The 1,325-nt window shown below is 54.7% G+C and carries 1 rRNA gene; it reads left to right on the plus strand.

Annotated elements, in window-relative coordinates:
- Nucleotides 1-1,325: ribosomal RNA gene (locus tag Q9R46_RS28535) — 23S ribosomal RNA — on the plus strand; the annotation flags it as partial.

Below are 1,325 nucleotides of genomic sequence, written 5' to 3' on the forward strand. Positions count from 1 at the left end.
TAAGGCTGAGCTGTGATGGGGAGTGAAAATTACAGTAGCGAAGGTCATGATCTCACACTGCCAAGAAAAGCCTCTAGCCAGATGAAGGTGCCCGTACCGCAAACCGACACAGGTAGGCGAGAAGAGAATTCTAAGGCGCGCGGAAGAACTCTCGTTAAGGAACTCGGCAAAATGACCCCGTAACTTCGGGAGAAGGGGTGCCCCGGTAGTGTGAATAGCACGAGGGGGCCGCAGTGAAAAGGCCCAAGCGACTGTTTAGCAAAAACACAGGTCTGTGCGAAGCCGTAAGGCGAAGTATACGGGCTGACGCCTGCCCGGTGCTGGAAGGTTAAGGGGAGTGGTTAGGAGCAATCCGAAGCTGTGAACCGAAGCCCCAGTAAACGGCGGCCGTAACTATAACGGTCCTAAGGTAGCGAAATTCCTTGTCAGGTAAATTCTGACCCGCACGAATGGCGTAACGACTTGGGCGCTGTCTCAACGAGAGATCCGGTGAAATTTTAATACCTGTGAAGATGCAGGTTACCCGCGACAAGACGGAAAGACCCCATGGAGCTTTACTGCAGCTTGATATTGAATTTGGGTACGATCTGTACAGGATAGGTGGGAGCCTTTGAAGCCGGAGCGCCAGCTTCGGTGGAGGCACCGTTGGGATACCACCCTGATCGTATCTAGGTTCTAACCTGGTACCGTAATCCGGTGCGGGGACAGTGTCAGGTGGGCAGTTTGACTGGGGCGGTCGCCTCCTAAAGAGTAACGGAGGCGCCCAAAGGTTCCCTCAGAATGGTTGGAAATCATTCGAAGAGTGCAAAGGCATAAGGGAGCTTGACTGCGAGACCTACAAGTCGAGCAGGGACGAAAGTCGGGCTTAGTGATCCGGTGGTACCGCATGGAAGGGCCATCGCTCAACGGATAAAAGCTACCCTGGGGATAACAGGCTTATCTCCCCCAAGAGTCCACATCGACGGGGAGGTTTGGCACCTCGATGTCGGCTCATCGCATCCTGGGGCTGAAGTAGGTCCCAAGGGTTGGGCTGTTCGCCCATTAAAGCGGTACGCGAGCTGGGTTCAGAACGTCGTGAGACAGTTCGGTCCCTATCTGTCGTGGGCGTAGGAAATTTGAGAGGAGCTGTCCTTAGTACGAGAGGACCGGGATGGACGTACCGCTGGTGTACCAGTTGTTCCGCCAGGAGCACCGCTGGGTAGCTATGTACGGACGGGATAAGCGCTGAAAGCATCTAAGCGTGAAGCCCCCCTCAAGATGAGATTTCCCAGTATGTAAGACCCCTTGAAGACGACGAGGTAGATAGGCTGGGGGTGGAAGTGCAG

This window comes from Paenibacillus sp. RRE4 (genome assembly GCF_031844205.1).
GTDB lineage: Bacteria > Bacillota > Bacilli > Paenibacillales > Paenibacillaceae > Paenibacillus > Paenibacillus xylanexedens_B.